The sequence below is a fragment of the Flavobacterium suzhouense genome (assembly GCF_042684765.1).
Lineage (GTDB): Bacteria > Bacteroidota > Bacteroidia > Flavobacteriales > Flavobacteriaceae > Flavobacterium > Flavobacterium suzhouense.
Genome location: NZ_JBHUMD010000028.1, coordinates 1 through 25,598 on the forward strand (window position 1 = coordinate 1; position 25,598 = coordinate 25,598).

Genomic DNA, 25,598 nt, shown 5'->3' on the forward strand with positions numbered 1-25,598 from the left:
TCAGCAGTTACATTTATTGTAGCTGTAACTTCAGTCCTGATAAGACCCTCACAACCATCAATGGTTTGAGAAGCAAAGTAAGACGTTCCGCTTACAAGCGCTTCAGTAGCCAGTAATGGAGTTCCTCCGGTAGTGGCAGCATACCACTTGATAGAAGCATCATTTGGCATAAGGTCAGCGACTGTAGCTGTATTACAGAATACCTGAGCAGTATTATCAACAATCGGAGCCGGTGTTACAAGTACTGTAGCTGTTACAGTACCTCTTAGTAAACCTTCACATCCGTTTACGGTTTGAGAAGCATAATAAGTAGTTCCGCTTACAAGGGCATCTGTAGAAACTAATGCTGTACCACCGGTAGCAACATTGTACCATTTGATCTCAGCTCCATTTGGTAATAAGTCAGCAATAGTTGCATTGTTACAGAATACCTGATCATCGTTAGATATTGCTGGTGCAGCAATAACATTTACAGTTGCTGTTACAGCACCTCTTGAAAGGCCTTCGCAACCACCAACGGTTTGAGAAGCATAATAAGTAGTTCCATTTGCAAGAGCTGTAGTTGAAGTTAGCGCTGTACCACCTGTAGCAGCAGCATACCATTTGATTGAAGCATCATTTGGCATAAGATCAGCCACTGTACCTGCATTACAGAATGTTTGGTTAGCATTAGCGATAGTTGGTGCAGCAACAACAGTTATGTTGGCTGTACGTGCTGTTCTTGCTAAGCTTTCACATCCGCTTACAGTTTGTGATGCGTAATAAGTAGTACCATTAACAAGAGCGGTTGTAGAAGCTAAAGCCGTACCACCTGTTGCAGCAGCATACCATTTAATTGCTGTTCCGGTTGCAACAAGATCAGCCACTGTACCTGCATTACATATATCCTGAGTAGCGGCAGGAACTGTCGGAGCAGCAACAATACTTACAGTTACATCAACTGTTTTAACTCTTGAACAACCTAAAGAGTTAGTAACCGTTGCTGTATATGTTGCATTACTATTAAGTTTAGTATATACTGTACCTACACTTTGTCCAGAATAAGCAATTGTTGCTGCTGCATCTGTATAAAGATTAGTTACCGGAGACCATACAACTGTGTTATTAGGATTATATCCAAACACTACATTTGGCCTTGAAGTAGAAGCAGAACTAATACTCCAGCTTGTAAGAGCATCAAAACTGGTCATACCTGCTGGGGTAACACTATCACTAGCACCTGTGTAAACACTGTTAAAAGAAGTTGTTGTAGTATTAGTAGTAGTTCCTGATCCATTACCAAAGTTACCCTGATTATGAGCTACTTCTACAATAAGATTACCTCCATTCCAGATATAAGGTGTAGTTAATGCAAATGGTACTAAACCAACTGTACCTGCTGTAGGAGTATAAGACGCATTATAAACCGTAGTTAGAGAACTTGATGCTACAAAACCAGCAGTTGTAGTAGTGTTAGTAGTTGTACCTATTTTAATCCTGAAATCATTAAGGGCTGATGCTACTGAAGCATTGAAGTCAAATGATAATGTATTAATAGTTGATCCAGGCATTAACCCCTGTGCACTCAATTCCTCGGCTGTAAATAAAATTTGAGTTTTAGTACCGCCATAGAAAGCACTGAATGGATTAGGATATGATGTAGTATCGGGTGCTGTTGTTCCATTACCCAAAGCAGCATTTAGAGAACCTACTGCATTTGTAAGCACAATTGCCTGAGGCGATTGCTGACAAGCAGTAAGTGCAGAAGGAAGAGAAATTGCAGCTGAAGGCTTTAAATTAACAGATACAAGAACTGATATAGGATCAGCCGCACACATAGTTCCTCCAGACTGTGTAGCAGTCAAAACATAAGTAGTGGTAGCAGTTGGGTTGAATGTCCAGCCTGTTGCAGCAGAACCTGAAACCCCTGTAGAAGGAGACCATGTATATGTATCATAACTAGCTGCACCCGATGTTATTGTAACCGGCGCAGTTGTATTACCTTCACAAATCACAGCCGGATTACCACTTAATGTTAATGCCGGAGCTGGGTTTACAGTAACAGTAACCGGAACTCTTGCCGAAGAACATCCTACCTGACCAGCAAATATCACATTCAGTCTGCTTGTACTCAATGTACCAGTAGTAGCTGTTAATGATGTTGCATAAAGAATTGTATTACCAGTTGTTGCTGTATAATATGTACGAGCATTATTAGTTAAGTTAGCTCCATTGTGGCTTACTTCTAATAATATTCCAGAAGTTCCGTTCCAAGAATATGGAGTACTGAAAGTAATAGTCTGTAATCCAGAAGCTGTATGAGTATGTGTTACAGGACCATATACTACATTAAGTCCGCTAGTAACAAATGTAGTGCTTCCAATAGCAGAACCTGTAGCAGCTCCCATACTAACTGTAAAGTTATCATTTGTTAAACCATCACCAGCAGTAGTGGTATTAAATGTAATTGAGGTAATGTTACCAGCTCTTAAGCCCATAGCATAAAGCTCAGCGGCTGAATATAAAATCTGCATTCTATATCCACCCCAACGGTTACAGAACGCTGTTGGTTGTTGCGTATCAGTTGTAAGAGTAGTTGCACTTCCAATTGTAATATTTCCTGCAGATGTAGTTTCAGCAGCCGCATAAAAAGATGTAGTAGCCGTTACTACAGGGGTAGTAAGATTGTTTCCTGCACCTATAATATTAGAACCTGTAGCACTATCAAACCATGTAATTGATGCTCCTGCACTAGGAGTAGCTGATATTGCAGCAGATCCAACACCACATCTTGTAGCTCCTGTAGAAGCAGTTACACTATTAGGGAAAGTAATTTGCACCGGAGTTGAATAACCTATAGAAGGTCCTGAAGCACAAGTAACTTTTAACCTGTAATATAATGATGCAGTAGGCGCAGCAGAATATGTAGTTGAAGTTGCACCTGAAATATCAGTATAAGTACCATTATCAGGAGACGTTTGCCACTGATATGTTACACCTGAACCAGAAGTACCATTCTGAACTGAGAAATTAACTGTAGTTCCCTGACAGATATTCGTTGCAGAAGCAATAGTATTACCCGGAGTAGGTGTACCTGAACATGAATTAGAATCTGCAAAAGAAAGGAATCCTGTATAATTAGCAGTAGTAATAACTGTATTAGAAGTTGTGGTATTAGGTGTACCAGCAGTATAAGTTGCTACACTTCCAAAAGCAGCCGCATAAGCACCGGCAGCAGTTGTTGCCTGCACCGGTATTTTAGTTGCAGTAATATTAGCATCACCTAGTCTAACATTAAGATTAGTAACTGTTCCTGACACAACCGGAGCTTCCCATCTTCTGTTAGCAGCAAGATTGATAATTGAAGGATCCATCGTACCTGCATTAGTATCAAAAGCTTCAGCTTTCATAACAGTTACCGCAGTTGTAGCCGGCGCAAGTGAAATAGGTGCATAAGCTGCTTTTCCTACCGGGAATGCAATGTAGTTAGTATTAGCATTTGCTGAAGCAATTGTTCTTGCTAACGGACCACTAACATAAGCAGTAGCACTACCTCCTGTAACTGTTCCCGCTGCAGTAGTAGTACCTACAGTAAGTAAATTTGCTGTAGTTGTATTTACCTTACCTGCTGTTAAAGTTAGAGTTCCACTTAATGACAATGGCAAACTTAGTGTTACACCTGTAGCATTTGTGTTGTTAACATTCATTGAGCTTAGGTTAGCTGTAACAGATGCTGGAGTAGCATTATTTGCAAACGTACCTGTCCCTGAGATTGTTTGTGCATTTGAACTTACTCCGGCAGTACCATTAAGCAATGAACCTGCATATAAAGTTCCTGTACTTATATAAGTTCCATTATTAACAAGGTTTTTAGACAAATATATAGTATTTCCTGTATCTCTGAATTCTGAACCTGCATTTATGGTTAAATCTCCATTTATACCATGTGAGCCACCGTTAGAAACAAAACGATTTGTTCCGGCACCACCATTAACTACAATATTGTTAAATGTTAATCTTCCAGAACCCTGGAAAACATAGTAACGGAAACCATATGTTGCGCTTCCCCCTGCATCGGTTGAAGTACCATTACCAAATCTAAGTGTATGTGTACCTGAAGTAACATCAACATTAGCACCACTATATTGGAAAGAATAAGTGCTTGTTGAATTTGCGTGAGGGTCAACTATTGTTAAGTTACCTCCAGTCCAGTTAATAAGGTTTGTACTAACTTGTACAATTGCTGTTCCTGATGCAACTGATGTTGCAGTAGCACCGCCATCATTACCATCTACATTAATATCACCGCCGCTTTGGTTAAAAGTAGAACCCGCGGTGTGAGCCATATTACCGTTAATGTTTAAAGTTCCACCTGATACTGTTAAAGTACCATTGTTTGTAAAGTTGTTATTTTTAAGTGTACAACCTACTGTAAGATCACCGGAAGCAACAGTCAATGTTCCCATAGAACCTATCGTAACGTTTTTAGCAACGTTACCCGCTGAGTTTACTGTAACATTTACCCCTGAGGCAATACTTACCAAATCTGTACATACAGGCACTGCCCCTTTATTCCAGGTAGAAGGTGAATCCCAGTTACCACTTGCTATAGCTGTAACAGCAATATCAGCAGTATTAACTCCCATGTATAATCCTGTTGCAGCAGTCAAATCAGCACTACTAACACCGCTGCGCTGTACAGCAGGAAGTACAGTTGTTGCAACATTTGTTCCGCTTAATGCAGCAGATTGCCCTACTAAACGGCTATTACCATTAATAGGATAATAAGCATCCGGAGCAAAAATTGTTACCCATGCAGAAGCCTCAGCAGGAGCATTTCCTTCAGTTGTTACAACAAAATTACTGTTTGTTCTGTCAGTAACCGTATAAGTTCCATCTACTATAGATAAACCAGTAGTTAATCCAGCTACATTGTTAAATGTAACGGCATACACACCTCCAGCAGTTGGAGTAGTTCTTCCTATATAGAAAATTCTTTGTAATCCTTCCGGCGTATAAAATGGATATCTTCCTCCTGAACCTGTCGCTATAGAAGAAGGTCCTGAAGTAGTATAACCCGTTGCTGAAGAACTCCACCATCTTGCAAATTTACCTCCTGGCATAAAACCACCATTTGTTACAGTAAAGGTATTACCAGCAGATGTAGCACTTGTACCGAAAGTAAGCTTATTAGCACCTAAGTTAATCTTGGCGTTAGTAATATTAAGGTTGTAGTCAACGCTAATATTGTTAAACTGCCAGTTAATATTCGGAATAGTTGTGTTTGTATTACTAAACACAAGATTCCTTATCATGTTATTTACGAATGAACCAGTACCCGAAACTGTCTGCACCGCAGATCCATTAAGCGTAAGGTTACCCGCTGATGTTGAACCAATAGAAAAATCCATTGATCCGTTATTAACAAGGTTTCCGGAAACAGTTAATGCTTTTCCTGTTGTCCCATTATAAGCATTTACGATACCTCCTGAATTTACGGTAAGGTTACCAGTAATCGCTAAGGATGCAGAAGAAGATCCATATGTAAGTGTACCATTTACTGTTGTAGTCGGTGCAGTTTGAGCAGAAGCATCAGAAGTTACCGTGTGACCTGCTGCAATAGTTACGCTTATGTCCTGATTTGTAGGAACTGAATTGAGATTCCAAGTAGATGGAGAAGACCAGTTACCTGAAGCTATTGAAATAAAGTTGCCCGGCACAGCTGAAGTCAATGATATATTATCAATAGCTGCTGCTGGCGAAGAACCAAAAGAATCATCGTTCCTCCAAGAAAATATTAATCTGAAAGTTGTTCCTGCCAATGAAGTTGGCAATATAAGTGTTGCTGTTTGAACCCCTGTTTGAGGAGAACCAAAACCAACAGAAGCAGCACCGGTAATACCACTTGGTATAGGAGTGCTACTAAAACTGCCAGTAATGGCAGTTGAACTCACTGGTGTTACTGAAGTTGGAGCTGTTAAAACCTGCCAATTGTCCCAGTCAGATTCACCGGTAGCTGTCCAATTAAAAGTTAATATAATTTTAGTTTCTCCAGCAGGAATAGTTATATCCCTGTAAAAATAGTTAAGTGCCGGCGTAGAAGTAGTGTAGTTAACCGTTGCACCTGCTGAATTTGAAACATAAGCTGCATTTCCGGTTATGGAACCAGTAGCAGCTGCTGTGCCAATTACCCATGGATTATTGGCAGAGTTTGCTGCTGTCCAACCGTTTGCTGCAAATGTGGTACCATTGGCAAAACCACCATCGCCCGCAGGGTTAATCAGTACTGTCTGCCCATATCCCATCGTGACTAACGACAGCATAAAAGCGATTAGTAAAGTAATTTTTTTCATAAAAAATGATTAATTAATTAAAAGTCAATAAAAATAGCCAAATTAGTTACACATATAACAGAAACACAACAACTAGTGATATTTTTAAAAAAAAATATACAATACCAATAAATTATTACATTTTATTCAAGATAATTTCAGGTTAGCATTAATTAATTGACAATTAATTAAGGTTTTAAAGTTAAATTTATAACAAAAGTCTATCTGACCACTAGACAATTATATAGATAAATAAAAAAAAGCCCTATTTAAGGGCTTTTTTTGTCAGAATATCAATATTTTTTATTTTTTTTTAACAAGCATTATTTAATACTCTCAACATTTACCATTTCATTAGTATCAGCCTTGTAATCAACATTTGAATAATCAAAACCAAAAAGGTTATAAAAATCTTTTCTATACCCCTCAAGATCACCAATCTGAGCAAGATTATCGGTATCAGCCTCTTTCCAAAGTTCAGCTACTTTAGCCTGAACGTCATCACGCATTTCCCAATCATCAATTCTTATTCTTCCTTTATCATCTAATGGCACATCACCTCCGGTATAAAGCCTTTCAGCATATAATCGCTGAATTTGCTCAATAGTACCTTCGTGAAGCCCCATTTCTTTCATTGTTTTGTACAATAACGAAATGTATAAAGGAATAACCGGTATAGCAGAGCTAGCCTGAGTTACCAAAGCCTTGTTTACAGAAACATAGGCTTTACCATGAATATCTTTTAGTTTATCAGTAATCTCAAAAGCCGTTGCCTCAAGATGGTCTTTAGCTCTTCCAATAGTCCCTTTTCTATAAACAGCCTCAGTTAATGAAGGCCCAATGTAAGAATAAGCAACTGTAAGTGCTCCATCAGCAAGTACACCTGCTGCTTTAAGAGCATCAATCCACATTGCCCAGTCTTCACCTCCCATTACCGTCACAGTATTCTCGATATCCTCTTCAACTGCCGGAGCAATAGAAACTTCAGAAACTTTACCAGTATGGAAATCTACTGTTTTATTAGAGAACGTTTGTCCGATAGGTTTCAATGCCGAACGGTGTAAAACACCTGTTTCAGGATGCATACGAACAGGTGAAGCAAGACTATAAACAATCAGATCAACCTGACCAAGGTCCGCTTTTATAAGATCGATTACTTCTTGTTTTACTTCTTTAGAGAAGGCATCACCATTAATACTTTTAGCATACAGTCCGGCAGCATGTGCTTCTTTTTCAAAAGCAGCAGAGTTATACCAACCCGGTGAAGCTGTTTTTCCTTCAGAAGCAGGCTTCTCAAAAAATACACCTATAGTAGCTGCGTTGCTACCAAAAGCACTGGTAATTCTTGATGAAAGTCCAAAACCGGTAGAAGCACCTATAACAAGTACTTTTTTAGCCCCGTTTATTTCTCCTTTAGACTTTACATATGCTATTTGTTGTTTTACATTTTGCGCAGCTCCCTCAGGATGGGCAGTGAGGCAAATGAATCCTCTCATTCTTGGTTCAATAATCATATCTGTAATGGTATTATTATCTATTAGTTTGTTTTATTGTGGAACGCAAAGATAAAGCGTTTTTTTAGTTGAGCAACGCTTCTGCATGCTTTAAGGCTGATTCTGATATATCCTTTCCTGAAAGCATTTCTGCTATCTCTCTTACCCTCTCTTCATGGCTTAATTTTTTAAGTTCCGATACCGTAGTTTCACCCTGAGTTGACTTAAACACTTTATAATGCTGATTACCCTTTGCCGCAATCTGAGGCAAGTGGGTAATGGCCATTACCTGCATTCCATTACTCATAGCTTTCATGATATCACCCATTTTATGCGCTATCTCTCCGGAAACACCTGTATCAATCTCATCAAAAATAATAGTAGGCAGTTTAGAATAAGATGCTAAAACCGCTTTTACTGCTAGCATGATTCTTGACATCTCACCACCTGAAGCTACTTTTTTAAGCAAACCGAAATCAGTCCCCTTATTTGCTGAAAACAGGAGGCTAACAGCATCCTTGCCATTGTTATGGTAAGTTTCCGACAGGCTCACTTCAAAATTAAAACGTGCATTTGGCATGCCTAACTGAGCTAATATAGCTGTTATACTCTCTGTGAGTACCGGAATGGCCGACTTACGTTTTTCATGTATATTTATAGCCGTCTCATCAATTTGCCCTTTTATCACTTCAGCTTCCCCATTCAGTTTATCAATAGTTCCATCCAGTTCATCAGCAAGAACAACCTTACCATCCAGAGATTCCTGTATAGCAAGCAGCTCATCAACAGTTGACACCTGATGCTTTTTCCCTAATGTATATATCAGTTGGAGTTTTTGATTAACCAACTCAAGTCTTTCAGGATCATCTGTTAGTTTTTCAAAAGTTTCCGAAAGTCCGTCTGCGATATCATCAAACTCGATAAGCAGACTATTAATTCTTTCGAAGAACCCCGAATATTCTGGTGAAAGGCCACTGATCTTTTGCAAAGCAGCTTTAATCTCTTTAAGGTTCTGAATTACACCTATCTGTTCTTCATTAGCTATAGCTAACGCCTTCCCTAACGATTCTTTAATAAACTCAACATTGTTTAGTTTCTCCAACTCGGCTTCCAGTTCTGTTTGCTCTCCGTCTTTAAGATTTGCAGAAAGTAATTCTTGTAAGAGAAATGAATTGTAGTCCTGTTCCTTAGACAAAGCCTCTTTTTGCTCTTGAAGTTTTTTTAATTGCGACTTAATTGATTTGTAAGCTGCCAACTGCTTTTTATAAACTTCAAGAAGTACGGTATTACCCGCTATCGCATCTATTATTTGTATCTGGTATTGCTCGTCAGAAAGTTCACGTGTTTGCTGTTGTGAATGAATATCTATAAGATAACCACCAAGCTCCTGAAGTTCCTGAAGATTAACCGGGCTATCATTTACAAAGGCACGTGATTTACCTGATGGTAAAATTTCTCTTCGAATTATAGTAACCTCTTCATAATCCATATCATTCTCCTCGAAGAATTCTCGTAAATTATAGTCGGCAATACCAAAATGTGCTTCTATCACACATTTTTGCTCTTTATCTTTTAACGATGAAAGATCTGCCCTATTACCCAATACGAGACCTAATGCGCCCAATAAAATAGATTTACCAGCACCGGTTTCACCAGTAATAGTAGACAGCTTATCCGGAAAATCGATATGAAGATGCTCAATAAGAGCAAAGTTTTTAATATGGAGTGTTTGCAACATGTTGTTTACATAATACTATACAAATATAACATTTAACAATAAATAAGAATAAAAGCTATGCAAATAAAAAAGCCTGCAATAAGTGCAGGCTATATATTTAGGACGACTCTCACATATAATCTATCGTATTTGGCTCCATTTAGAACCATTGGTAGGCGAGAGTTTATTTAAGTTCTCTAAAAGTTCAGTTAAAGTTACTGTAGGCCCTCCTGAAAACATAGAAACAATTTCGTCTGACTTTGCATCAAAAAACACCCTGGTCAAAAAAGCATTTGGACGAACACTTTGTACTTTGGCTAAAGTTTTTAAAGAAGCTATCACTTCTTCCTTTGCTTTTTTATGGTCGTCTGCCATTTTATCAAGAGCTAAAAAATGATACTCATACAAAGTATCTCTGAAAGGTGTAAATGTATTTGATAAAAGATCATTTACAAGAAAATACCTGTTTTGGTTAGTTCCTTCTTGTTGCCCCCATCCTTTATAACCGCTACCGGCGCCAAGACTAGCAAGATTTTGGGCTGCCTTATAGTATTCAGTGCCGCCTCCTTTTTGGAAAGAATCTGCATCTAAACCAATAATTATATTAGCATAGAAACCAATTACACCAACAAGGTTATTGCTATCAACGCTGTTTGGATTATAAATAAGATTATCTCCTTCGTTATACCTAAAATTAAAATCCTTGTCGTTAAAGTTAAAGATAGGAGAAGAATAAGTAGAATTATAAACCGGTCTTGAAGACTGAACCTGTAACGTAGCTGTAAAACCAGGCGCATCATAACCCGAAACATTGATAATCATTGAGCACTCAATACGCTCATTTGTTTCAAAATTTCTTGAGGTCCAACGTGTATTGTTTACAAAATCAGTCAGTGCACGTTCAAGTGTTTTAAAAATCTGCGTATTAGCATCAGTAACACGATCATAATTAATCTTAACAGTACAGTTCAACTCCTGGGCATTTGCCACTGAGCCAAACATAAATAATACCGCCACTAGCCATTTATACATTATAATGCGTTTTAATCTTATTTATAATATCCTGCGCAACTTCTTCTTTCGTTTTAAGTTCCAAAGGCTCTTCGTTAAAATCCTTATCTATGAAGGTTACTTTATTAGTAGGTTTACCAAAACCTGCTCCTTCATCATTAAGAGAATTTAAAACAATCAAATCTAAGTTTTTTTTCTTAATCTTCAGTTTTGCATTCTCAATTTCATTTTCAGTTTCAAGAGCAAAACCAATTAAAAACTGATTTTTTTTCTTTTCACCAAGCGAAGAAAGTATATCCTTTGTTTTCTCTAACTCTAAAGTAAGGTTACTGTCACTCTTTTTAATTTTTTGCGGAGCTACATATTTAGGCCTGTAATCAGCAACTGCAGCTGCTGCAACGGCAGTATCCATATCGGCAAAATATTCATGGCAGGCATGATACATCTCTTCCGAAGATGTTACATTAACCACTTTTACAGATGAATGTGACATCTTTAAATGAGTAGGCCCCGTAACCAAAATAACCTCAGCCCCTTCGTCGGCGGCCGCTTTAGCAATATCAAACCCCATTTTACCGGTAGAATGATTACCTATAAAACGTACGGGATCTATCGGTTCGTATGTCGGACCAGCAGTTACCAGTATTTTTTTTCCTCGCAAAGGTAATTTACTTTCAAGATCAGCTTCTAAAAAGGCAACAATATTTTCAGGTTCCGCCATTCTGCCCTCACCCGAAAGACCACTGGCAAGTTCTCCGCTTTCAGCCGGAATCATGATATTCCCAAATGACTGTAAAGCATTGAAACTAGATAAAGTAGACGGATGTTTGTACATATCAAGATCCATTGCCGGGGCAAAATAAACCTGACATTTAGCCGAAAGATATGTTGCAAGTAAAAGATTGTCCGAGTTGCCCGAAACCATTTTAGAAAGTGTGTTGGCTGTAGCCGGAGCAATTAGAAAAAGATCGGCCCAAAGTGCCAGATCTACGTGGTTATTCCATACCGCATTTTCATCTTCTTCATTAAAGAAAGAAGAATGAACCGGATTTTTGGAAAGAGTAGACAATGTAAGGGGTGTAACAAAGTCTTTAGAAGCAGGCGTCATAATGACTTGCACCTGAGCGCCTGCTTTTATAAAAAGCCTTACCAGCGAGGCTGTTTTGTATGCGGCAATACCCCCGGAAATGCCGAGTAAAATTTTTTTACCGCTTAAAACAGACATACTGTAATTATTTATTTTCTCTTCTGTAAGATATTTTATCCTCTAGCCATTCCTGAACAGCCAAAGCATGGGGCTTTGGAAGTTTTTCGTAAAACTTAGAAACCTCTATCTGTTCTTTGTTTTCAAAAATTTCCTCAAGGCTATCATTGTAAGTCGCAAATTCCTCAAGCTTCTCTATCAATTCTTTTTTGATTTCAGTATTGATCTGGTTAGCTCTTCTCGCGATAATGGTAATTGCTTCGTACACGTTACCTGTAGGCTCTTCAATTACATTCTTGTTATAGGTAATTGTGTTAACCGGAGCAGTTGTTTTCTTTAAATCCATGACTCGTTTATTTAGAAAATTTTTGTAATTCAGTATCTATTCTGGCAAGCATCTTATCTGCCTGATCTTTGTATTTTGTTTGCGGGTTAAATTTAACCAACGCATTGTAATTAACTTTCGCTGCTTCCAAACGTTCAGCCATTTTTGTCCATATACTGTTTATTGCCAAACGGTAAGAAGAATCAAATTTGTAAAACAAAGCGTCTTCTTTGTATATAGTTCCCGGATGATCTATAATAAAATTATCCAGCGCTTTAATCGCAGCATTATGATCTCCATTATAATCCGAAATCGTATTGTACTGTTTTGCAATCTCAAAAGCTTTTTTATCAAGCTTATCTCTCAATTCTTTTACAAGTGCATTAGCTTCTGCCATGTATTGCGAATTAGGATAATTATCTACAAAACTCTGAAGTTTATCCAAAGCTTTATAAGTATCAACCTGATCCAAAGAATATACAGGTGAAAGCATATAATAGCTTTTAGCACCTAAAAATGCCGCTTCTTCTACTTTCTCACTTCTTGGATATCCAGCCGTAAAACTTTCAAACTGATAACCTGCTGTATAATACTGCTTTGTCTTGTACAATGCCTGAGAATACATATAAAACATTTTTTCTGCCTGAGGCTTACCTCGGTATGAAGGAGCTATCTGTTCAAAAAGGCGTATAGCTTTAGTATATTTACCTTTTTCATACAGCTTTTCAGCTACTTCATATTTCATCTTAACATCGTCTTTCTTAAGGGCTGTCTGAAACTCACTACACGATGTAAGTGCTAATGCAAAAAAAAGTATATAAAAATATCTTGTCATATTAGTTAGTTATGCTGCAAAGCAGCGGCTGTTTTAAAAGCAACTGCAAAATTAGTTAATAATTATTGAATACAAAATCTTTTTTACAGTCTAATGACCATAAAAAAAGATGCCTTTAACAGGCATCTTCCTTAAAACTTATTTTTATGCTATTTATTGCACAATATCGTGCGATGTAGCTGTAAAATTTTTCATATCATTATCAAACAGATAAAGACCTCCTTTATCATCTCCGATAAGATCAATTTTATCCAGAATTACCTTAGCACTTGCTTCTTCTTCAATCTGCTCAGAGACATACCATTGAAGGAAATTATGCGTAGCATAATCCTTGCTTGTAAGTGCAATATCAACAAGTTCATTAATACTTGCCGAAACTTTTACTTCGTGTTCGTAAAGTTGCCTGAATAGCGCCCTGATTGAAGAATAATCCAGTTTTGGTTCTTCAAGAGCAGAAATAACAGCTTCACCTCCGCGTTGGTTTACATATTTCAAAAGTTTAAGCATATGCAATCTTTCTTCGTCAGACTGTCTGAACATGAAAAGTGCAATACCTTCAAAACCTTTAATCTCAGCCCATGAAGCCATAGCTAAATAAATCTGGGAAGACTCTGCTTCCATTCTAATCTGCTCATTGAGCGCTGCCTGCATTTTATCCGATAGCATAGTAAACTGTTTTAGTGTTGTTATCTATACAAATTAACTGATTTTTTTAACAAAATCACCCAATCTGCCTGCTAAATCTTCGTTAACAGTTACTAAAGGAAGCCTTACAACATCCTCACAAAGTCCTAAATGACTGAATACCGATTTAATGCCCGCCGGGTTACCCTGCTCAAAAATCATATCGATAGCATCGGCTAGTTTATAATGTAGTTTGTACGCTTCATCAACTTTTCTTTCACGCCCAAGACGTACCATATCAGAGAAATCTTTAGGAAAGCCTTCTGCAATTACAGAAATTACCCCTGCTCCACCGGCAAGAACCATTGGAAGCGTAACCATGTCATCACCTGAGATTACAAGAAAGTCTTTTGGACATCCCTGAATTAGTTTCATGGCCTGAACAATGTCTCCAGCTGCTTCTTTAATTGCCACAACATTTTTAAAATCGTTTGCAAGACGGATAACCGTAGCAGGAAGCATATTGCTTGCTGTTCGTCCCGGAACATTATATAAGATTACAGGAATCGGAGATGCTTCGGCAACTGCTTTAAAATGCTGGTAAATCCCTTCCTGTGTTGGCTTATTATAATAAGGAGAAACCGAAAGTATAGCAGCAAAAGCTGAAAGATCACGCGTTTTAAGTTCTTCAACAACTTCAGCAGTGTTGTTTCCGCCAACACCAAGCACCACAGGCAGCCTGCCAGCATTTGCCTTTAACACGGTCTTTATAACAAGTTCCTTCTCATCTTTGGTAAGAGTGGCAGCTTCTGCTGTAGTACCTAATACCACAAGATAGTCTATACCACCATCTACCTGATAGTTCACGATTCTTTCCAGTGCCTCAACATCTACTGAAAAGTCTTTTTTAAACGGAGTAATTAGCGCAACGCCCGTTCCTGTTAATGACTGCATGTTAAATTTTATTTAGGATTTTTAAATACTTAATTAATTCTGAGATAAACTCAGCATGTTTTTCTACCTGACTGCTTATCATAAAGTTATTCAGGCGTTTGTCTACACTGGCAAAACCTACTTTAAATTTCGCTTTCGATTTTATTGTTGCCAGCAGCAAAGGTGCTTTTTCAATATCATAGTAGCTGATAAGCATATCAAACGGCTTATTTATAAATTCCGCCACATCTTCTTTTGTAAACACACCGGATGCCGATATATCCCTGCGAGTATAATGACAATACTCTATTACTTCCTTCTTCTTTACACGCTCTTTAAAACTAAGCGTCTTAATATTTTCTTCATTTATACCGTTGGCAACCAAATCGGATATAAGACTTTCTCTATCAGAAAAATAACTTTCATCTATAAGGATCCCGACCGAATTAATAATCTCTGAATCTGCAACGGGTTTATACCCGCTTAAACTTTTCTTAATTATCTTTTTAAGGGCAAAATCTTTAATAAACTTTAAAAACATAGTACTTTTACTTGTCGATTACAAAATTAATTCAAATAACGGTCATCACAATGACATTAGCAAGAAAGTATAACACAGCCTTTCAGAGGTTTGTTTTATTTTTAACAATACCACTATTTATAGCCTGTAGCACTGCCGGACTGTATAATACCCGTGTAGAAGCATCAAAAACAAGCATAAATGCAACATTATCGCAGGATAATACCATAGAAAATTACATTTCTCCCTATAGAGACACTATCACAAAGGCTTTAAGCGCAGTCATTTCTTACGCTCCCGAAACATTTGACAAAAGCAAAGGTAAGTGGAATACAACAATTGGCAATATGCTTGCTGAAGCAACTTTTAAAAGAGCCGACAAATTATTCTATGCTACAGAAAAAAAACACATAGACGCCTGTATGCTCAATCATGGAGGCATCCGTTCCATCATACCAAAAGGTCCCGTAACACAACAAACCGCTTACGAAATCATGCCTTTCGAAAACAGCCTGAAAGTTGTAGCCCTGAAAGGAATGCAAATTCGTGAGATGGCCGCCTATATCGCCCGTGAAGGCAGGCCACATCCATTGGCAGGGATAACCATAACCCTTAACTCAGAGAATCAGGTTACCGCGATAGCCATACAGGGCAAACCTTTAGAAAATGAGCAAACCTACTATATCGCTTCAATAGATTACCTGATAAGCGGTGGCGACAATATGCAGTTTTTCGCAACCAATGAAGGTATCTACGACCTTAATTATAAATTGCGTGACCTATATATAGATTATTTTAAAGAGACTGATACCCTGCCGGTAATAACCACCCAACATATAATAATCAAATAGCCATGAACAGAAGGGACTTTATACAAAAAACAGCTGCTGCTTCAGCATTGGCTATGGGCGGATTATCACTGAGCAGTTTTGCCGCGCCTACTGTAAAAAAAATAACGATACTGCATACCAATGACGTGCACAGCCATATTGACCCCTTCCCTGCCGATGATCCTAAATATGCTAATTTAGGCGGTGCAGCAAGAAGATCGGCGGTAATACAACAAATCAGGCAGGAAAACCCCAATACCCTGCTTTTAGATGCCGGAGATATTTTTCAGGGTACACCCTACTTTAATTTTTATGGTGGAGAGCTTGAGTTCAAACTCATGAGCATGATGCAGTACGACCTGGCAACAATGGGCAACCATGATTTTGACAACGGCCTTGAAGGTTTTAAAAAACAATTACCTCACGCAAAGTTTGACTTCGTATCAGCAAATTATGATTTTAAGAATACCATTCTCGACGGATTGGTAAAACCTTATAAGATCTTTATAAAAGACGGTATTAAGATAGGCGTATTCGGATTAGGTATTGAACTGTTCGGACTTGTAGAAAAGAAAAACTATCAGGAAACCGTTTATAACGATCCGCTTGGTGTAGCGCAGGATATGGCACGTACGCTTCGCCATCATGAAAAATGCGATTTAGTGATATGCCTGTCTCATCTTGGATTTATGTATAAGGACGAAACCTCTAAAATATCCGACCTTACCCTGGCACGCAACACCAAAGATATTGACCTTATCATTGGAGGACATACCCACACTTTCCTTACCAAGCCTTATATCGAAAAAAATACCGAAGGCAAAGAAGTCTTGGTAAACCAGGTAGGCTGTTACGGACTTAACCTTGGCAGGATAGACTTTTATTTTGAAGAAGGAAAAATGTCATCTAAAGGGAAGACGATTGTGGTTTAAAGATTATCATGCTTTTTAATGTCAATAGCAGATCTTCTCTTTTTAAATATTTTAATAATAGGAGATAGTAATAATGATATAACTAATCCTTCTACAAAAAAAATTCCAAGAAAAATCAATGCCGCGATTAAATCGCCTTTATCCTGCATTGCCGCAACGTATCCTTTATCAATAATTATACTTAAAAAATACGAACAAAAATAAGCAAGCATCAATAGTTCAATAGCCAAAACTACAATTTTAAAAGGCAACAATATAACTTTACGATTGCTAAAAAATAATCCTAAGACAAGCAAAACAGGAGCAACAAAAAAAAACAATACAAATTGTATATTATCTGTTTTTATATTACTTACATACTTATTAAATACATATAAAGAAGGAAATAAAAAGATAGTGATAACATAAAACACTACAAACCCCTTCCACGGATTATAATTGTCTTTTTGAACTAAAAATTCTTCTTCTTTTAATAGATCTTCCATGAAACAAATATAATAGTTTGCTTCGATAGTGTAAATTTGAAAATACTATGCCGCAGTAATCAGTTCAAACCTTTCGTCTTTATCAATAAGTTCAGCTTCGGTACCGGTATAAAGAATCTCTGCTGCTTTCTCAAAAATAATAGCTTCGTGTACTTCATATTCCTCAAGAGGGATCTCGAGCAGCAGATAGGTGTTAAAATCAGTAGTGGTTTCTAAGTGGTTGCGAAGGTCTTCGCAGGAGCCTGTATCGCCGCAGCGCATACTTAGCAATTTTGCTTCTTTTTCTGCGACGCTTTGAGCCGCCTTTGCCAAAAAGTTTTCAGTTTCCTTCAGTACATCTTCAAATCCCGACTTACAACTTTCCGGGAGCTGCAATACAATAAAGTAGTAGTTCCTCATAGTGTAACGATTTTAATGGTGCTCTAAAATACTAATAAAATCTTAACAAACAACCGTTATTAACAATTTAATGACAGTTATGAACAATAAAGCTGTTAATATTGTTAATAAGTCGAATTATTCTTTCACATTAACCTTACTCCTTCGCTTTATTAAAGCAGAAGCCATGTAAATAACTCCAAAGGAAAATAAAAGCTCAATTACAAAATACACAACACAGGACCACAACAACGCATAGAGATCAATAGATGAAAAAGATGGCCGTACAAAAACAATCTTAACCATGTTTATAACAAGGTTAGGTATAGTATAGCTTAAAGCAAACCCTGTTAAAGCCAGTATCTTTACTTTTCGCTCAATAAAAAAGTTATTGCTGTCAGACGTAAACATAACTACCGCCATAAGCAATGGCAGCAGCAGAAAAACCAGAAACAATACAACACCATTAAGATTAGTCAGCCAAAAAGATGTTATAACCTGCAACAACATGACCTGCACAATGGCTATACCGTAAAACTTTACAAACAATCGCCACGGATTGTATTTGGGTTTTATAAATTCTTCTTCTTTGAGTAAATCTTGCATGGGGTAAATATAGAGATTTCTCCGTCATTTCGAAGAATGAGAATCTATTCTTCCTTAATCTGTGACAAATCAATACCCAGTTTAGCAAACTCCTTTTCACCAAGTGGTGTAATATAATAGTGTTTATCGCCGGGCTTTTCTTTAGCTATCCATTGCTTTTCTATAAACTGTTCCAAAAGCAATGTACCAAGCTTACCGCCCAGATGCGAATAACAGATTTTTGCAGGTTTATGAGATGTGGACATGTTCAATAATTAAGATTATTTCTTTTCATCCAACTATCAAGTGAATCGGGATCAAGATTATTTCCTAATTTATATTTATTCTTTGTCAAATACCCACATTTAACTCCTCTTAAATATATATGAGGAGGTGATAAAGAATAAGGATTATTAGGACTTTGTAAACCATATATACTACCATACAAACCATAGGGATTCTTTATTGAAGACAATGAATATCTACTACCATATAGACCATAATCATTAGATATAGATTCTAAATCATATTTGCTTAATGACAACTTTCCTAAAAATTTGCCATCTTCAGCAATCAAAAAAGATTGATTAAGCCTTATTCTTTCATTTATTTCCATAAAAAAAGTTATTAAGTAATATTTAGTTTTCAATAATTCTAAAAGCAATTTAAACATTTTTTTACACCAAAACATCCCCTACCAAAATCTATCAGTTAAACAAAACAACAAGCTAGCGCGAGCGTCACGCTCGTGTCTTTTATTGTGGGCACGAGCAGGATGCTCGCGCCGGCTAAGAGAATGGAAGATAGTCATAAGAAAAGGCAGCAACATAAAATTATATTAGGCCGATCTCGGTTTTTTCACAGGAGTTGCTTTTTTTAAAGGAGTTGCTTTTTTTACCTCATTTGAAATTTTATTTACCTTTTGTATCTTTTCTTCATGATTTGATTTATTCATTTCCGATAAAATATCCTCTAAAGTATTTGGTTTAGATTCTAAATAAATAAAGTCTTCCTTAAAAATATCTTTATAAACTTCTTTAAAATCATCCCTTTTACGGAGTTTACTAAAAAGAGGCCATTCTCTATACGAATCTTTGGTTATATGTTTATTGCTATCACCTATAGACCTCATTGTATCTAATACAGATTCATAATTTTCTCTCAAAATATGAATTGCTAATTTGAATTTATCATTTGTTGCAGACCAATCGTGTGCATTTAAAACTTTTGTACATTCTTCCCTATTATCAGACAAATAATAAGCTAACGCTTTATTAACTGTAAACACACAAACTATTTCTTGATCATGATGTTTTCTCAAAGTGTCAGTGGCAAATTTTAACAGATTTATTGCCAATGTATAGTGCCCTTTATTTAAAAGCTGATAACATACTTCATTTAAATGAACATCTGCTTCTAATAAATCATCAGGACGTAATTTTCTCCAAATAACATGCCCTAATTTTACACCGATTTCAAATAACACTTCATAACATTTAGAAAAATAATCTGGTTCCGCAGTTAACTTTTCACCAATAACATTTTTCTCAGAATTTACAACACCATTTTCCCTACAGACTTCTAAATACTGCCTCGAAACAATCCCATTACAATGCACAAAAAGATTTCGTCTTTCTGTAACCTCAATGAAATCGCTAAAACTTGGTAAATCTTTCCTGAGAGGAATATTTAATTTATTTTCTAACCATTTAAATTGTTTCAAATGACTCTCACGGAGCACAGACTCAACCTCTTTTTCAACAATAAATTCCCTAGCTTCATTGATTGAAGTAAACTTAATTAATTCGGAAAATAGAATATTTTTTTCTGAATAATTTAACAATTCAGGTTGTGCCACAAACATAGTTCTTATTAAGCCTCCTAAATAAGAATCATACTGACTCACAAATGAAACTACAAAATTTATAGGTAGAAGACTATATGCTAAATTAGTAGTTTCAACTACATCGGTCAATTCAAGAAAAACTTTAATTTTTTCGGGAGGTATAACAAGCTTAACTGTTTTCTCCGATTTGCTATTTTCAGGATCGTTATCATCTTCATCTTCTAAACTACCTTCTTCTATTAAGCCATTTTCTTTTATAAATTTTTGAACATGTTTGGATTCCTGAACTCTTTTGACACTCAAAAGTTTCATAACCAACGGAACAATATCAGCTTGTGCCTCTATGTGTTTTATAAAAGTATTTATTTCAGCTCTAAAATTTGGCTGTATAACATTATCGTCTTTATTTTCCATTATTTCAATTTTAAATTAGTAACAAACAATACATTCAAAAGAAATTTGTTCGAAACATAAACAAAAATTTAACACGAAAACATCCCTATCAATAGGTATATTTCTCTCTCAAAACCTCTCCGTTAAATAAAACCCCATTTCCAAAAAAAACCTTATTTTAGCCCTACTAAATAATTACAATGATTTCTGAAACCCAATTTCAGCACGAATTACAGCTTATTATCGTCAATGCCATCCGTGAAGACGTAGGCCCCGGCGATTACAGCTCACTGGCCTGTATACCGGCTTCGGCTACAGGAAGAGCAAAACTGCTGGTTAAAGACACCGGTATCCTTGCCGGGGTAACTTTTGCCCAACAGGTTTTTAACTATGTAGATCCACAATTACAAATAGAAGTTTTTATACACGACGGTACTCCGGTAACCCACGGCGACGTGGCGTTTCACGTTTCGGGGTCGTCGCAAAGCATACTTAAAGCCGAAAGGCTGGTACTTAACGCCATGCAACGTATGAGCGCTATTGCTACCAAAACTGCCAGCTATGTAAAACTACTGGAAGGCACAGGCACTAAAGTGCTTGATACCCGCAAGACCACGCCGGGCATCCGTGCGATCGAGAAATGGGCCGTGAAAATTGGCGGCGGTGAAAACCATCGTTTTGCGCTTTACGACATGGTAATGCTTAAAGACAACCATATCGACTTTGCCGGAGGTATTACTCCTGCCATACAAAAAACTCAGGAATACCTTAAAGTGAACAACCTTGACCTTAAGATCATTGTTGAGGCGCGTGATCTGGAGGAAGTACGTGAAATCATTTCGAATCCGGGTGTGTACCGCATATTGCTTGATAATTTTGATTACAATCAGACCCGCGAAGCTGTTGCACTTATTGGTGATTACTGCCAAACGGAATCATCGGGAGGTATTAACGAGCAGACAATGCGCCACTATGCCGAGTGCGGTGTTGATTACATCTCTTCGGGCGCACTGACGCATTCTATCTACAATATGGACCTTAGCCTAAAAGCATTTTAATGTCAATAGAACTGGAACATAAACTCGAGCGGATTCCCGTTGTTAAGCATATTGTACGTTTCGGCAAAAGCATCAAGATCCCGTTTGGCGAAGGGCTTACCCTTTACCATCTTCTGGAGCTGTACATAACCGGCATCATCAAAGGGGATATCTCTTATCGTGCCGGAGCAATTGCATTCAGCTTTTTTATGTCGCTGTTTCCATTTGCGCTTTTCCTGCTGAATCTTATTCCATACATTCCTCTTGAAGGTTTTGAGGCTGATTTCATGGAATTTGTAGCCGACAATGTTCCTCCCAACACCTATGGCGCGATTGAAGGCATCCTTAAAGATATCCTTAGTAACAGTCAGAGCGGATTGTTATCCTTCGGTATCCTTTTTGCCATACTCCTTATGAGCAACGGTATGAATGCCATATTAAGTGGCTTTCAGAGCAGCCTTCATATTACCATAAAACGAACTTACTTCAGACAATATGCTGTCGCTATAGGGCTGTCCCTTTTCTTTGCTGTACTGCTAATAGTTACTGTAGCGTCTATTGTAACCATCGAGGTTGTTATTCATAGTTTAATATCCAGGGGCTTTTTAAGTGATGATGTTTACCTGCTGAAATTTGGCCGTTACGCGATCCTTATATTAATGGTGCTTACCATAACCTCTCTATTGTTCAAATACGCAGCAAAGGAAACCCGTACCGCTGCTTTCTTTAGTTATGGGTCGGTTTTAAGCACGGTATTATTCGGATTAACCTCCTATGGATTTGGAATTTACGTTTTACGCTTTGCCAAATACAACCAGCTTTACGGATCTATTGGCACGCTCCTTGTATTAATGCTTTATATATGGATAAACTGTTTTATTCTGTTGTTAGGCTTCGAATTAAACGCGCTTATTCATAAATTAAAACGAAAAAATTTATATATTTAACAAAAACTAAAAAGCATTTTTATGAAACGAGCAATTTTTACATTCTTATTCGTTGTTGTAGCAGGCATTATGTCTGTTAGTGCGCAGGTTACAGGCCGATGGAAGACCATTGACGACGAAACCGGAAAAGAAAAATCTATTGTAGAGATCTACGAGCAGAACGGGAAAATCTACGGTAAAGTAGTTGAGATCCTTAATCCTGCCAAAAAAGACGCTAAATGCGATAAATGTTCAGGCTCCGATAAAGGAAAGCCAATTCTTAATCTTATAATAATCAAAGGACTTACCAAAGATGGTGACGAATACACCGATGGTGACATCCTTGACCCTAACAAAGGTAAACTATACAGCTGTACCATAAAACTGGACGGTAAAGACAAACTTAGCGTACGCGGTTATATGGGTATTTCCCTGCTTGGTCGTTCTCAAACGTGGCACAGAGTTAAATAAGTTACTGAGTTCCGGGTTTAGAGTTTCGAGTTACCACTCAGCCGGAAATCATACAGAATATATAAACACTTCCTTACGGAGGTGTTTTTTTATGCACAAGAGTGAGCATTCCCCTCCTCCGGAGGGGTAGCTGAAAGCCGGGGTGGGATTTATCAAGTTATTAAAATCAACCACTCCACCCTGCGGGCACCCCTCCGAGGGAAGGGAAACCAATCAGCCCGACAACCGAAAACTAACAACTGACAACCACAAAAAATCTTATATTTGTAGTTCAAATCCTGTATATGCCTTTTTTCATAGAAGTTGTACTGCCACTGGCACTTGCCAAATCTTTTACCTACTCCGTTAATGAGGCTGAATATGCCTTTTTACAGACAGGTATGCGCGTAGCAGTTCCTTTTGGAAGAAACAAAATATATACAGCACTGGTACTCACAAAACACCAGACTCCTCCACAACTTTATGAAGCAAAAGACATCCATCAAATACTGGATGACTACCCTTTGGTTACCCAAAAACAGATTGACCACTGGCAATGGATCGCCTCTTACTACATGTGCAATATTGGTGAAGTGTACAAAAGTGCCATGCCCAGTAGCTTCCTTCTGGAAAGCGAAACCATCATCTCTTCACGCCCCGACTTCAATGTTCAGGATGAAGAGCTATCAGATGACGAATACCTTATTTACGAAGCATTGCAAAAGCAATCGGCACTAAAAGTGCAGGAGGTGGTTTCGATACTCAATAAAAAAACGGTATTACCGGTCCTTAACAGGATGATTGCAAAAAATGCCGTATCGCTTCAGGAGGAAATAAATGAAAAATACAAACCTAAGACCATTCGCTACATCCGTTTGCAGGAAGAGTTCATGCAACAGGAGCAGCTAAGCGAACTCATGGAGTTACTCTCACGTGCCCAAAAACAACGTGAGGCCGTTATGCAGTTCTTTCAGCTACAGGCTACCGAGAAGAAAGCAATCTCAGTTAAAATGCTTACCGAAGCCGGTACAACTGCAGCAGTAATAAAGTCCCTGATTGACAAAGGCATTTTTGAAGAATATCACCTCGAAGAAGACCGCGTTCAATTTGAAGGGTCTAACGAAGCTGGCTTTGCTCTAAGCCCGAAACAACAGCAGGCTTTTGAAGAAATAAAAACGAGTTTTACGCAAAAGGATGTCACACTATTACACGGAGTTACCTCCAGCGGTAAGACAGAAATTTATATAAAACTAATAGAAGAATACATTGCCACCGGAAAACAGGTACTTTACCTGTTACCCGAGATCGCCCTTACCACCCAGTTAGTCGTAAGGTTAACCGCTTATTTTGGCAATGAGGTAGCGGTCTTCCATTCTAAATATACTAACAACGAACGTGTGGAAACCTGGCAACAGGTATTAGCGGGATCGGAGAAAGCTAAAGTTGTAATCGGAGCGCGATCAGCTTTATTCCTGCCTTTCTCTGATTTAGGACTTATTATTATTGATGAAGAGCACGAACAAACCTTTAAACAGGTTGACCCTGCTCCACGATACCATGCCCGCGATGCGGCAATAGTTTTAGCCAACGCCCTTCAGGCAAAAGTATTGCTGGGCTCGGCAACTCCGGGTATAGAAACCTATTACAATGCCTCGCATGGCAAGTACGGTTATGTTGAAATAAGGGAACGTTTTGGCAACGTAATGCCTCCTGAAATTATATTAATAGATCTTAAAGATAAATACAAACGCAAACGCATGACCGGACATTTCAGTGATGAGATGATCGATGCGATTGCCGAAACCCTATATAATGGAAAACAAGTCATACTATTCCAGAACCGCAGAGGATTTTCTCCGTGGGTAGAATGTATGACATGTGGCCACGTTCCGCAATGTCCACAATGCGACGTAAGTCTTACCTACTACAAATACAAGAATGCGCTGCGATGCCATTATTGCGGTTACAATATTGCCAATCCTACCAATTGCCATAAATGTCATTCCACCGACCTTAACACCAAAGGTTTTGGAACCGAACAAATTGAACTGGAACTGAAGTCACTTTTCCCGAATAAGAATTCGTGGCGAATGGATCAGGACACTACCCGGGGCAAGCATGGCTATGAAAAGATAATAGACTCTTTTAAAAACCGTGAGATAGATATATTGGTCGGTACACAGATGCTTGCCAAAGGACTGCATTTTGACAACGTTGGCATGGTCGGCATCATGAATGCCGACAATATGCTATACCAACCTGATTTCCGGGCGTTTGAACGCGCCTATCAGATGATGGTACAGGTTGCAGGACGTGCAGGACGAAAAGACGTCAGAGGAAAAGTTTACATCCAGACGTATAATCCTTTGCACAATATCATTCAGCAGGTTACCACCAATGACTATACAGCGATGTACAAAGAACAGGTATACGAAAGACACAACTTTAAATACCCTCCTTTTTACAGACTTATAAGAATCACTTTACGTCATAAGGATTATGAAAAATTAAAAGACAGTGCGTTATGGCTCTATAATGTGCTTACTCAGAATATTGGTGTTCCGGTACTGGGCCCGGAAGAACCCGGCATTAACAGGATAAGGAATGAATACATCCGCACTATAATGATAAAAATTCCCGGAGGTATGCCGTTGGGTAATACTAAAAAGAATATTGAAAGAACACTTTCCAGCTTTGAAGCCGTGCCACAGTACAGACCTGTAAGAGTAACCATAAATGTAGACCCATATTAGAAGACATAAA

At 37.9% G+C, this 25,598-nt stretch carries 22 protein-coding genes; 6 read left to right on the plus strand and 16 right to left on the minus strand.

The genetic code is table 11. The annotated features are described in order from the left end of the window. The 10 genes from ACFSR3_RS14570 to ACFSR3_RS14615 form a co-directional block, all read right to left on the minus strand. Nucleotides 1-6,332, minus strand: a 6,332-nt coding sequence (locus tag ACFSR3_RS14570; RefSeq protein WP_449267421.1) for an Ig-like domain-containing protein, incomplete at its 3' end; no start/stop codon positions are given. Between the two features lie 302 nt (nt 6,333-6,634). Next, complete coding sequence (gene fabV, locus ACFSR3_RS14575; protein ID WP_379822006.1) at nt 6,635-7,825, minus strand: enoyl-ACP reductase FabV; 1,191 nt, start codon at nt 7,823-7,825, stop codon at nt 6,635-6,637. A gap of 64 nt (nt 7,826-7,889) precedes the next feature. Then, on the minus strand, nt 7,890-9,542 hold the full coding sequence (gene recN, locus ACFSR3_RS14580; RefSeq protein WP_379822008.1) for a DNA repair protein RecN: 1,653 nt from the start codon (nt 9,540-9,542) through the stop codon (nt 7,890-7,892). Between the two features lie 120 nt (nt 9,543-9,662). Further along, nucleotides 9,663-10,553 (minus strand): type IX secretion system protein PorD, encoded by an 891-nt coding sequence (gene porD / locus ACFSR3_RS14585; RefSeq protein ID WP_379822010.1) that lies wholly within the window; start codon nt 10,551-10,553, stop codon nt 9,663-9,665. Next, on the minus strand, nt 10,546-11,757 hold the full coding sequence (coaBC, locus tag ACFSR3_RS14590; protein WP_379822012.1) for a bifunctional phosphopantothenoylcysteine decarboxylase/phosphopantothenate--cysteine ligase CoaBC: 1,212 nt from the start codon (nt 11,755-11,757) through the stop codon (nt 10,546-10,548). Before coaBC ends, porD begins: the two co-directional genes overlap by 8 nt. Before the next feature lie 7 nt (nt 11,758-11,764). Beyond that, nucleotides 11,765-12,082, minus strand: a complete 318-nt coding sequence (locus tag ACFSR3_RS14595; protein ID WP_114759328.1) for a DNA-directed RNA polymerase subunit omega — start codon at nt 12,080-12,082, stop codon at nt 11,765-11,767. Nucleotides 12,083-12,089: 7 nt separating this feature from the next. Continuing rightward, nucleotides 12,090-12,896, minus strand: a complete 807-nt coding sequence (locus ACFSR3_RS14600; protein ID WP_114759327.1) for an outer membrane protein assembly factor BamD — start codon at nt 12,894-12,896, stop codon at nt 12,090-12,092. Nucleotides 12,897-13,049: 153 nt separating this feature from the next. Continuing rightward, a complete protein-coding gene (locus ACFSR3_RS14605) occupies nt 13,050-13,562 on the minus strand; it encodes a ferritin (protein ID WP_114759326.1) in 513 nt (170 codons plus the stop codon). Nucleotides 13,563-13,595: 33 nt separating this feature from the next. Then, complete coding sequence (dapA, locus tag ACFSR3_RS14610; RefSeq protein ID WP_114759325.1) at nt 13,596-14,474, minus strand: 4-hydroxy-tetrahydrodipicolinate synthase; 879 nt, start codon at nt 14,472-14,474, stop codon at nt 13,596-13,598. Between the two features lies 1 nt (nt 14,475). Next, a complete protein-coding gene (locus ACFSR3_RS14615) occupies nt 14,476-14,994 on the minus strand; it encodes a DUF6913 domain-containing protein (protein WP_379822013.1) in 519 nt (172 codons plus the stop codon). Between the two features lie 50 nt (nt 14,995-15,044). Here ACFSR3_RS14615 and ACFSR3_RS14620 point away from each other — a divergent pair, with 50 nt between their 5' ends. Both ACFSR3_RS14620 and ACFSR3_RS14625 read left to right on the plus strand, forming a co-directional pair. Continuing rightward, complete coding sequence (locus ACFSR3_RS14620) at nt 15,045-15,824, plus strand: 5'-nucleotidase C-terminal domain-containing protein (RefSeq protein ID WP_379822014.1); 780 nt, start codon at nt 15,045-15,047, stop codon at nt 15,822-15,824. A 2-nt stretch (nt 15,825-15,826) separates the two neighbouring features. Next, entirely contained in the window at nt 15,827-16,735 is a 909-nt protein-coding gene (locus tag ACFSR3_RS14625) for a bifunctional metallophosphatase/5'-nucleotidase (RefSeq protein ID WP_379822016.1), read from the plus strand. On the opposite strand, the gene ACFSR3_RS14630 is transcribed toward ACFSR3_RS14625, so the two are convergent. The 6 genes from ACFSR3_RS14630 to ACFSR3_RS14655 form a co-directional block, all read right to left on the minus strand. Further along, entirely contained in the window at nt 16,732-17,220 is a 489-nt protein-coding gene (locus ACFSR3_RS14630; RefSeq protein ID WP_379822017.1) for a hypothetical protein, read from the minus strand. The two genes, ACFSR3_RS14625 and ACFSR3_RS14630, sit on opposite strands and share 4 nt — an antisense overlap. 45 nt (nt 17,221-17,265) lie before the next feature. Beyond that, nucleotides 17,266-17,619 (minus strand): hypothetical protein, encoded by a 354-nt coding sequence (locus ACFSR3_RS14635; RefSeq protein WP_379822019.1) that lies wholly within the window; start codon nt 17,617-17,619, stop codon nt 17,266-17,268. Between the two features lie 117 nt (nt 17,620-17,736). Next, nucleotides 17,737-18,204 (minus strand): hypothetical protein, encoded by a 468-nt coding sequence (locus tag ACFSR3_RS14640; protein WP_379822021.1) that lies wholly within the window; start codon nt 18,202-18,204, stop codon nt 17,737-17,739. A gap of 44 nt (nt 18,205-18,248) precedes the next feature. Next, nucleotides 18,249-18,449, minus strand: a complete 201-nt coding sequence (locus ACFSR3_RS14645; RefSeq protein ID WP_379822023.1) for an ArsR family transcriptional regulator — start codon at nt 18,447-18,449, stop codon at nt 18,249-18,251. A gap of 2 nt (nt 18,450-18,451) precedes the next feature. After that, complete coding sequence (locus ACFSR3_RS14650) at nt 18,452-18,799, minus strand: hypothetical protein (protein WP_379822026.1); 348 nt, start codon at nt 18,797-18,799, stop codon at nt 18,452-18,454. Between the two features lie 222 nt (nt 18,800-19,021). Next, nucleotides 19,022-20,443, minus strand: coding sequence for a hypothetical protein (locus ACFSR3_RS14655; RefSeq protein ID WP_379822028.1), 1,422 nt, complete (start codon nt 20,441-20,443; stop codon nt 19,022-19,024). A 179-nt stretch (nt 20,444-20,622) separates the two neighbouring features. On the opposite strand from ACFSR3_RS14655, the gene nadC reads away from it, so the two are divergent. From nadC to priA, 4 genes are all read left to right on the plus strand, one after another. Continuing rightward, nucleotides 20,623-21,480: a carboxylating nicotinate-nucleotide diphosphorylase gene (gene nadC / locus ACFSR3_RS14660; RefSeq protein WP_379822029.1), complete on the plus strand. Its 858-nt coding sequence runs from the start codon at nt 20,623-20,625 to the stop codon at nt 21,478-21,480. Beyond that, a complete protein-coding gene (locus ACFSR3_RS14665; RefSeq protein ID WP_379822032.1) occupies nt 21,480-22,406 on the plus strand; it encodes a YihY/virulence factor BrkB family protein in 927 nt (308 codons plus the stop codon). Before nadC ends, ACFSR3_RS14665 begins: the two co-directional genes overlap by 1 nt. A 21-nt stretch (nt 22,407-22,427) precedes the next feature. Continuing rightward, entirely contained in the window at nt 22,428-22,856 is a 429-nt protein-coding gene (locus ACFSR3_RS14670; RefSeq protein ID WP_114759315.1) for a DUF2147 domain-containing protein, read from the plus strand. A gap of 284 nt (nt 22,857-23,140) precedes the next feature. Further along, nucleotides 23,141-25,588 carry a replication restart helicase PriA gene (gene priA / locus ACFSR3_RS14675; RefSeq protein WP_379822033.1) on the plus strand — a complete coding sequence of 816 codons (2,448 nt, stop codon included), beginning with the start codon at nt 23,141-23,143 and terminating at the stop codon, nt 25,586-25,588. The last annotated feature ends 10 nt before the right edge of the window (nt 25,589-25,598 follow it).

Excerpts from the sequence above, each read along its gene's own strand:
- ACFSR3_RS14595 (WP_114759328.1), bottom strand. The coding sequence starts at position 12,082 with ATGGATTTAAAGAAAACAACTGCTCCGGTTAACACAATTACCTATAAC.
- ACFSR3_RS14600 (WP_114759327.1), bottom strand. The coding sequence starts at position 12,896 with ATGACAAGATATTTTTATATACTTTTTTTTGCATTAGCACTTACATCG.
- dapA (WP_114759325.1), bottom strand. The coding sequence starts at position 14,474 with ATGCAGTCATTAACAGGAACGGGCGTTGCGCTAATTACTCCGTTTAAA.
- ACFSR3_RS14670 (WP_114759315.1), top strand. The coding sequence starts at position 22,428 with ATGAAACGAGCAATTTTTACATTCTTATTCGTTGTTGTAGCAGGCATT.
- priA (WP_379822033.1), top strand. The coding sequence starts at position 23,141 with ATGCCTTTTTTCATAGAAGTTGTACTGCCACTGGCACTTGCCAAATCT.
- porD (WP_379822010.1), bottom strand. The coding sequence starts at position 10,553 with ATGTATAAATGGCTAGTGGCGGTATTATTTATGTTTGGCTCAGTGGCA.
- ACFSR3_RS14665 (WP_379822032.1), top strand. The coding sequence starts at position 21,480 with ATGTCAATAGAACTGGAACATAAACTCGAGCGGATTCCCGTTGTTAAG.
- fabV (WP_379822006.1), bottom strand. The coding sequence starts at position 7,825 with ATGATTATTGAACCAAGAATGAGAGGATTCATTTGCCTCACTGCCCAT.
- ACFSR3_RS14630 (WP_379822017.1), bottom strand. The coding sequence starts at position 17,220 with ATGGAAGATCTATTAAAAGAAGAAGAATTTTTAGTTCAAAAAGACAAT.
- ACFSR3_RS14615 (WP_379822013.1), bottom strand. The coding sequence starts at position 14,994 with ATGTTTTTAAAGTTTATTAAAGATTTTGCCCTTAAAAAGATAATTAAG.
- ACFSR3_RS14655 (WP_379822028.1), bottom strand. The coding sequence starts at position 20,443 with ATGGAAAATAAAGACGATAATGTTATACAGCCAAATTTTAGAGCTGAA.
- recN (WP_379822008.1), bottom strand. The coding sequence starts at position 9,542 with ATGTTGCAAACACTCCATATTAAAAACTTTGCTCTTATTGAGCATCTT.
- ACFSR3_RS14650 (WP_379822026.1), bottom strand. The coding sequence starts at position 18,799 with ATGGAAATAAATGAAAGAATAAGGCTTAATCAATCTTTTTTGATTGCT.
- ACFSR3_RS14645 (WP_379822023.1), bottom strand. The coding sequence starts at position 18,449 with ATGTCCACATCTCATAAACCTGCAAAAATCTGTTATTCGCATCTGGGC.
- coaBC (WP_379822012.1), bottom strand. The coding sequence starts at position 11,757 with ATGTCTGTTTTAAGCGGTAAAAAAATTTTACTCGGCATTTCCGGGGGT.
- ACFSR3_RS14625 (WP_379822016.1), top strand. The coding sequence starts at position 15,827 with ATGAACAGAAGGGACTTTATACAAAAAACAGCTGCTGCTTCAGCATTG.
- ACFSR3_RS14620 (WP_379822014.1), top strand. The coding sequence starts at position 15,045 with ATGACATTAGCAAGAAAGTATAACACAGCCTTTCAGAGGTTTGTTTTA.
- ACFSR3_RS14640 (WP_379822021.1), bottom strand. The coding sequence starts at position 18,204 with ATGCAAGATTTACTCAAAGAAGAAGAATTTATAAAACCCAAATACAAT.
- ACFSR3_RS14605 (WP_114759326.1), bottom strand. The coding sequence starts at position 13,562 with ATGCTATCGGATAAAATGCAGGCAGCGCTCAATGAGCAGATTAGAATG.
- ACFSR3_RS14635 (WP_379822019.1), bottom strand. The coding sequence starts at position 17,619 with ATGAGGAACTACTACTTTATTGTATTGCAGCTCCCGGAAAGTTGTAAG.
- nadC (WP_379822029.1), top strand. The coding sequence starts at position 20,623 with ATGATTTCTGAAACCCAATTTCAGCACGAATTACAGCTTATTATCGTC.